Raw genomic sequence first — 8,064 nt, forward strand, 5'->3', positions numbered from 1 at the left:
CCACCAGCAAAAACAGCTCTGCCTGCGGGTAAAGCTGGTGCAGCTGGCGCAGTGTGTCCACCGTAAAGCTTTTGCCGCTGCGGCGCAGCTCCATATCGCTGACCTGCACCTGCGGGATGTCCGCAAAGGCAAGCTGGCACAGCCGCAGCCGGATCTGACCATCGGGCAGATGGGGAGCAGCCTTGTGCGGCGGAGTACGGGTCGGAATCACCAGCAGACGCTGTAAACCCAGCGCCTTGATATAATTTTCCGCTAGGCGAACATGACCCAGATGCACCGGATTGAAGGTGCCGCCAAAAACGCCGATCCTTTCCATCATCTTAGCCTCTCACAAACGTCCTTACAGGACGATCTTTGGCTCTTTTGGGTTGCGGCGGTAGAGCACAAAGCGGGTGCCGATCACCTGGACAACCTCCGAGCCGGTCTGTTCGGCAAGCTCGTGGGCGATCTCACGGGCAAAGGCCGGAGCGGTTTCCAGCACGCGCATTTTGATCAGCTCTCTGGCGCGCAGGGCATCGTCCACCTGTTTAATCAGGGTGTCGCTGATGCCGCCCTTGCCCACCTGCAGGATGGTGTCGAGCGGGTTTGCCAATGTTCTGAGCTTTGCTCTTTCCTTGCTTGTCAACATATTTTTCTTTTCCTTTCTCTTATCTGTAACTGTTTTTGTCTGTTATTGGTTCTTTGTCAGCGCATCCAGCTGCTCATACAGCTTTTGCAGCGCCTTTCCGCGGTGGCTGATGGCGTCCTTTTCCTGTCCGTCCAGCTGGGCAAAACTCTTGCCGCCCACATAAAAGATGGGATCATAGCCAAATCCGCCGTCTCCTGCCGGAGCATGGCCGATCTGACCTTCGCACACACCTTCGCAGTCGAGGATCTGTTCCTCGGATAGCACGCAGGTGATGTGCGCCACAAAGCGGGCGGTCCGCGCCTTTCCGCTTGCATTCACCGCTTCGATTAAGCGGCGGTTCTTTTCCTCATAAGGAGTTTCCTCGCCGTAGTAGCGCGCCGAGTAGACGCCTGGCTCTCCGTCCAGTGCATCGACGCACAGTCCCGAATCATCCGCAACGGTGGGCAATCCGGTGGCACGGTAGACAGCCAATGCCTTGATGCGGGCATTTTCGGCAAAGGTCTTTCCATTTTCTTCGGGAGAAAGATGGACGCCTGCCTCCTTCTGGGTCATTACCTCAATGCCCAGTGGCTCCAGGATGCGGGCAAACTCCCGCACCTTTCCTTGATTGTTGGTCGCAAGCACCAATTTCATTATGCGTCCTCCTCTTCGTCCTGCACCTTTTCATCGGTGCCCTCAAACAATGCCTCGACAAAGTCGTGGGAATCAAACGGCTTGAGGTCGTCGATCTGCTCGCCGACGCCGATGTATTTGATCGGAATGTTCAGCTCCTCCTTGATGCCGATGACCACGCCGCCGCGGGCAGTGCCGTCGAGTTTGGTGAGGATGATGCCGGTCAGTCCTGCCGCCTGCTGGAACAGCTTTGCCTGATTGAGCGCGTTCTGTCCGGTGGTGGCATCCAGCACCAGCAGCACCTCTTTGGCGCTGCCTGGAGCCTCGCGGTCGATGACACGGGAGATTTTGGCAAGCTCATCCATCAGGTTCTTTTTGTTGTGCAGTCGTCCGGCAGTGTCGCAGATGACCACATCGCAGCCTCTGGCTTTGCCGGCGTTGACCGCGTCAAAGACAACGGCTGCCGGATCGGAACCTTCCTCGTGGCGTACCATCTCGACGCCGGCGCGGTCAGCCCAGATCTGCAGCTGGTCGATCGCTGCTGCACGGAAGGTGTCGGCGGCAGCAAGCAGCACCTTTTTGCCGTCCTTGCGCAGATTGTTGGCGAGCTTTCCAATGGTGGTGGTTTTGCCGACGCCGTTGACGCCGATGACCAGCACCACCGACGGTGTGGTGGACAGGTCGAGCGATGCATCGCCTTCGAGCATCTGTGCGATGATCTCCTTGAGCGCTGCCTTTACCTCTATAGCGTCGCTCAGTCCTTTTTCCTTGACCTTCTTGCGCAGCTCCTCACAGATGCGCGATGAGGTGACTGCGCCCACGTCCGCCATAATCAGATTTTCTTCCAGTTCCTCAAAAAAGTCCTCGTCGATTTTGGTAAAGGAATTGAGCAGTGCGTCCACCTTTCCCATCATCGAGTCCCTTGTTTTTTTCAGTCCTTCAGCAATTTTATTAAAAAATCCCATCTTCGTACCTCCTCACTTTTTATGACTTCATTCCCAACCGGCTCTCCACCTGGGTAACATCCAGCTCCAGCAGGCGGGAAACACCTTTTTCCTGCATGGTCACGCCATAGAGGATATCTGCTTCTTCCATGGTGCCTCGCCGGTGGGTAATGGCGATAAACTGTGTCTTGTCCGACAGATTCTTCAGATAGCGCGCATAGCGGCTGACATTGACCTCGTCCAGCGCCGCTTCAATCTCGTCCAGAATACAAAACGGCGAGGGCTTGACCTTGAGAATCGCAAAGTAGATGGCGATGGCCACAAAGGCCTTTTCGCCGCCCGAAAGCGCGGAAAGATTCTTGATGATCTTGCCAGGCGGCTGGACGGTGATCTCGATGCCCGATTCCAGCAGATTGTCCGGATCGGTCAGGGTCAGTTTTGCCTGACCGCCGCCGAACAGTTCGGTGAAAATCTGCTGGAAATTCCGGTTGATTCTTTCAAAGCTGTCCGCAAACAGCTCCTTCATCTGGGCGGTCAGCTCTCGAATCAGTCCCAGCAATTCCGTGCGGCTGCGCTCAACGTCGTCGCACTGCCGGTTGAGGAAGTCGTACCGCTCGGACACCTCGCGGTACTCCTCGATGGCAGCGACATTGACCGAACCGAGCGCGCGAATCTTGGACTTTAAGTCCGCCAGATGGCTCTGCGCACGAGGCTCATCCTCGACAGGCTGGGCCTGCGAGAGCGCCTCGGAGCGGGTCATGTTATATTCTTCCCACAATTTGGCGATCAATTTATCGTACTCTCCCTGCATCAGCGCCTTTTTCTCCTCACAGCGGGACTGTTCGGCGGCGGCGCGTTCGCGGCGGGCGATCTGTTCCTTTTCCTCGTTGCGCAAACCAACCAGTTTTTGCTCCGCTTCGGCGCGCTGCTGCTGGAGCTGTACGGTCTTTTGCTGGGCTGCCTGGATGTCCTGCGTCAGGGTTTGTTTGGTCTGATGCAGCTCCTCGATCTTTTTTCTCAGCAGCCGTCCTTCGTTTTGCAGGGTATTGAGCTTATCCACCAGCATCTGTACATGGCTGTTCTGCTGGCTGACAAAACCTTCGAGCTGTTCCCGCACCGCTTCCAGCGATTCGATGTCCTTCTGCAGTCCCAGCGTGTCCAGACGCAGGGTGTGCTGCTGCTCCTGCAAAAACTGTTTTGCCTCCTCCAGCTGTTCCTGCTGGTGCTTGTTCTGTTCCAGACTGTCGCGCAGTTCACCCAGCTCCCGATTGACCTGGTCGATCAGGCTGTCGGCGTTGGTGGAACTGCTGCGCAACTCCTCCAGACGCTTTTGCTGGCGGGCACATTCTTCCTCCATCTGTTGACGGGCGTGCAGCGCCTCCTCCAGTGCCAGTGCGATTCGTTTATGTTCGGCAGTATAGGTGATCTTATCCTGCCCACAGGTGGCAATCTGTGCCGCTACGCCGTCGATCTGCGCCTGCAGCTGGGCGGTCATCTGTTTCATCTGCTCCCGCTGCGGCTGATAGGATGCAAGCCGCTTGTTTAAATCGGCGATCTTCTTTTGCAGTGTGTCAATCTCCTCTTTACGGGAGAGCAATCCGGTATTCTTCGAGATCGAACCGCCGGTCATCGAACCGCCGGCATTGATCAGCTGTCCGTCGAGGGTGACCACGCGGAAGCGGTACTGGTAGTGGCGGGCGATGGCGACCGCGGCGTCGATATCCTGCGCCACGGCAATGCGGCCCAGCAGATTTTCTGCGATATTTTTTAGCTTCGGCTCACAGCTGACAAGGTCGGAAGCCCGGGCCACAAAGCCTTCCATCCTTTCGATGCCGTTTGCATCGAGGGTCTGCGGCTTCAAAATGTCGGCCGGCAAAAAGGTGGCGCGGCCTGCACGGGTATATTTCAAATGGTTGATTGCATTTTTAGCTGCATTCTGGTTTTCGGTGACGATGTTCTGCAGCGCACCGCCCAGCGCCGTTTCGATAGCGACGGTATACTGCGGCGACACCGACAGAATCTGCGAGACGGTGCCGATGATGCCGTGCAGCCGTCCGCTGGCACTCTGGGACAGCACGTTTTTGACCGAGCTGTAATAGCCCTCCATGCTCTTTTCCATCTCCGCAAGGATGCCCGCGCGGTGGCTGTGCTGGTCGATGGTGCGCTGAATGTCGCTGCACTCCTCTTCCAGCGCCTGCTGGGTCTGCTGGTGACGTTTGAGCTTGAGCTGATAACCCGACTGAGTGTTTTGCAGCGACTGCTCCTGCTGTGCGATCTGCAACAGCAGCTGCTGGCAGTTTTCCTTCTCCTTTTGCAGTGCGGCGATGCCGTCGTCGCGCTCGGTGCTGGAATCGCGCAGGCGCTGCAAACGCTGGGTTGTCTCCTCGAGCAGTGCATCGGAGGAAACGCGGTTTAGCTTCTGGCGGGTGATGTCCTGTTCAAAAGCCGCGCGCTTTCCTTTGAGGGCAGCAATCTGGTCGCCCAGTGCGGCGATCTCCTCCTCTACCGAAACGATCTCCTGCCGGACCTCCTCACTGTCGGACTGCGCTTTCTGCAGCTCGGCGCGCTTTTGCATCAGCTGCGCCTCATTTTCCTTCAGTCGGGTTTTGGTTTCATCCTTGTTTTCGGTATAGGACAAGATCTCTGCGTTGGTCTGTTCGATGGAGGTGTTGTTGTGCTGCAGGTCGTTTTGGGCGACGGCGATGCCGGCGTCACAGGACGACTGCTGGTCGCGCATCGAGCTGATGAGGCGCTGCTGCTCGTCGATCTGCAGTGCATACTGCTGTGCCTGTTCAAAATCCTGTTCAATGCGGTGCTGGAATTCGTCCAGAATGGCATTGATGTCGGCGCAGCGGTTCTTTGCGATGAGACACTCCTCTTCCTTTTTGACAAGGTCGGCGCGGAGCTTTTCGATGGTATTGATCCACAGAGAAATCTCCAGCGTCTTTTTTTCCTGTGCCAGCTTTAAAAACCGCTCTGCCTTTTCGGACTGCTCCCGCAGTGGACCGACCCGTCCTTCCAATTCGGAAAGGATGTCCTTTAAGCGCAGCAGGTTTTCATAGGCGTTTTCCAGCTTTTTCTCCGCCTCCGCCTTGCGGTAGCGGTATTTGCTGATGCCCGCCGCCTCCTCAAAGATTTCGCGGCGCTGCGTACTCTTTGCCGCTACGATCTCCTCGATGCGGCCCTGTCCGATGATCGAATAGCCGTCGCGTCCCAAGCCGGTATCCATCAGCAGCTCGGTGATGTCCTTTAAGCGCACCGCTGTTTTATTTAAACGGTACTCGCTCTCGCCCGAACGATAGAGCCGTCGGGTGATAGTGACATCGTCGGCGTCGATGGGAAGCTGGCGGTCGGCGTTGTCGATGGTCAGCGACACACTGGCAAAGCCGGTGGGCTTGCGGTTGTGGGTGCCCAGAAAGATGACGTCCTCCATCTTTTCTCCGCGCAGATTGCGGGTGGACTGTTCGCCCAGCACCCAGCGCACTGCATCGGAAATATTGCTTTTTCCGCTACCGTTGGGACCTACAACGGCGGTCAGTCCCCGTCCAAACATAAGCTCTGTTTTGTCGGGGAAGGATTTAAAACCCTGAATCTGTAAGGATTTCAGCTGCAAGTTTTCACCTCTCTCTGCCAATTTTTCCGATTGATATGGTTTTCTGTTTTCCCAAATTTGTGATCTGTATGATTTCTTCGATAGAATAAGTAAGTTTTTCTTTGTTATCTCTTTTCCTGCGGTTTGATTCTCACGCAAAACAATGGCAGGCTGTCGTCCGGCCTGATCTTCACAGGATTTCGCTGCTGCAGCTGCATGAGGTTGCAGCGGTGCTGTCCAGCCATCTTGGAAAGCGCTTTTGGATGGACAAAGAGATCCAGCGGCACCTGAGGCTTAACGTCCTTTAACTGCTGCAGCGCCCGTTTGAGATAGATTCTTCCCTCGCACAGCTCCCGAAAGGCCGGATGATAGGGACCTGCGACGAAATCCTGTTCCAGCGACGGCTGATCGTGCAGTCCCAGACGGATGACGCGGATGCCCCGCTCCTCAAAAAAGAGGAGCAGTTCGGCGCAAAGCTCGACGCTTTGTGCAAGCTCCATCGGCTGATAGAGTCCCTGCCGATACAGCTCTGCCAACTCGGTGCCCTCGATGGTGATGGTCGGATAGATGCGCACCGTCACTGGATGCAGCGCCGCTAGTTTTTCTGCCGTCTCGCGGTCGTCCTGCAAGCTGCTCTGGTACAGACCGGTCATCATCTGGACACCGAGTTCGATGTCTGTCTGCCGGATCAACGCTGCCGCCTTCACCACATCCTCTGCGGTATGTCCGCGTTTGTTTAGGCGAAGGACGCGGTCATTCATGCTCTGCACGCCAAGCTCGATGGCGGTGACCTGATACTGCTGCAAAATGTCGAGGATTTCCTCATTGATTGCATCGGGACGGGTGGAGATGCGGATGCCCGCAAAGCCTCCCTCTCCCAGAAACGGCTGGACTGCCTGCAGCAGCGAGAGCATGTAGTCCCGACGGATGGCAGTGAAGCTGCCGCCAAAAAACGCAAGCTGGGTGTCATCAAGCTGTCCTTTGCGCAGAGAAACCGCCTGACGGCAGATTTCCTGCACCTCTTCAGGAGTCGGCGCCTGCTGCTGTCCCGAGATGCTGCGTTGATTGCAGAAGCTGCACTGGTTGGGACAGCCGATGTGCGGGACAAAGACCGATACATTCGCGTGGCCCATTACTGACCCATCAGCTCCAGCGCTTCCTTTGCTGCCATCTGCTCGGCATTCTTCTTGCTTCTGCCTTCGCCTTTGCCGATGACGTTACTGTTGAGCAGCACATCCACCACAAAGCGTTTGTCGTGGTCGGGGCCTTTTTCCTCCACCAGCTTATACACCAGCTTTTCCTCTGGATTCTGCTGGATAATCTCCTGCAGGATGGTCTTATAATCCTTAAAGGAGAGGCTGTCCTCGTGTTCGAGCATCTCGATGACAAACGGCAGCACAAAGCTGCGGGCGCTCTCGATACCGCTGTCGAGGTAGATGGCGGCAATCAGCGCCTCAAAGGCATCGGCGATGATCGAAGGGCGGGTGCGTCCGCCGGTCATCTCCTCGCCGCGGCCCAGACGCAGATACTGTCCCAGTCCGATCTTGTTTGCCATGACGTCCAGCGATTTTTCGCAGACGATGGCGGCGCGCAGCTTGGTCAGTTCGCCCTCTGGGACGGTGTAGTTATTAAACAGGTAGTCGGACACGATGATGGACAGCACCGCGTCGCCCAGAAACTCCTGACGCTCGTTATATTTGACCTGATGCTTGACCTCATTTGCATAGGAGGAATGGGTCAGCGCAATTTCCAGATAGAGTGGGGTTTTAAAATGATAATGAATTGTCTCCTGCAATTCATGAATCTGCTTCATGGCAGTAATCTCCTTTCTGACGATCATCTCGATGGTACAATGCTCTTCCCCTCTTGATAAAAACGGGCATATCTCAAAAATTATTACAATGTTCTGCACATTATAAGCACTTTTCAAAAACGCCCGCGCACAGTGTTCCCGTTATGTCTGGGAACACTGTGCCGGAACAGTTTTTCTATTGTTCTTCGGCGGCCTTTGCCTGTGCCTTCATCTGGCTGAGGTTCTGCTCAATCTGCTCGATGACGCCGCTTTCAATGCACTGCTTTGCCTGACGGATGGCGTTTTTGATGGCGCGCGCATCCGAGCTTCCGTGCGCCTTGATGACCGTCTTGGAGATACCCAGCAGCGGTGCGCCGCCGTGCTCCTTATAGTCGAGCTTCTTCTTAAAGTCAGCCACGCTGTCCTTCAACAGCAGCGCTGCAATCTTTGTCTTGGTCGAGCGCAGCAGCATTCCTTTGAGCTGATTCGAGAAGAA

At 55.9% G+C, this 8,064-nt stretch carries 7 protein-coding genes and 1 pseudogene; all 8 read right to left on the reverse strand.

The genetic code is table 11. The annotated features are described in order from the left end of the window. The coding region (locus Q0L39_RS09370; RefSeq protein ID WP_296628645.1) for a nicotinate-nicotinamide nucleotide adenylyltransferase at positions 1–319 on the reverse strand (319 nt) is incomplete at its 3' end. A gap of 21 nt (positions 320–340) precedes the next feature. After that, positions 341–628 (reverse strand): ribosome assembly RNA-binding protein YhbY, encoded by a 288-nt coding sequence (gene yhbY / locus Q0L39_RS09375; RefSeq protein WP_296628647.1) that lies wholly within the window; start codon positions 626–628, stop codon positions 341–343. A 42-nt stretch (positions 629–670) separates the two neighbouring features. Beyond that, a complete protein-coding gene (rdgB, locus tag Q0L39_RS09380; RefSeq protein WP_296628650.1) occupies positions 671–1,261 on the reverse strand; it encodes an RdgB/HAM1 family non-canonical purine NTP pyrophosphatase in 591 nt (196 codons plus the stop codon). After that, positions 1,261–2,205 carry a signal recognition particle-docking protein FtsY gene (ftsY, locus tag Q0L39_RS09385; RefSeq protein ID WP_296628652.1) on the reverse strand — a complete coding sequence of 315 codons (945 nt, stop codon included), beginning with the start codon at positions 2,203–2,205 and terminating at the stop codon, positions 1,261–1,263. The genes rdgB and ftsY overlap by 1 nt, the downstream gene beginning before the upstream one ends. Positions 2,206–2,224: 19 nt before the next feature. Then, a complete protein-coding gene (gene smc, locus Q0L39_RS09390) occupies positions 2,225–5,797 on the reverse strand; it encodes a chromosome segregation protein SMC (protein ID WP_296628653.1) in 3,573 nt (1,190 codons plus the stop codon). Between the two features lie 104 nt (positions 5,798–5,901). Continuing rightward, positions 5,902–6,909 carry a radical SAM protein gene (locus Q0L39_RS09395; RefSeq protein WP_296628654.1) on the reverse strand — a complete coding sequence of 336 codons (1,008 nt, stop codon included), beginning with the start codon at positions 6,907–6,909 and terminating at the stop codon, positions 5,902–5,904. Beyond that, positions 6,909–7,589, reverse strand: a complete 681-nt coding sequence (gene rnc, locus Q0L39_RS09400; RefSeq protein WP_296628656.1) for a ribonuclease III — start codon at positions 7,587–7,589, stop codon at positions 6,909–6,911. Before rnc ends, Q0L39_RS09395 begins: the two co-directional genes overlap by 1 nt. 175 nt (positions 7,590–7,764) lie before the next feature. Beyond that, positions 7,765–8,064 (reverse strand): annotated as a pseudogene (locus Q0L39_RS09405) (phosphate--acyl-ACP acyltransferase); the annotation flags it as partial.

The organism is uncultured Negativibacillus sp., from assembly GCF_944388365.1.
In the GTDB taxonomy this organism is placed as follows: domain Bacteria; phylum Bacillota; class Clostridia; order Oscillospirales; family Ruminococcaceae; genus Negativibacillus.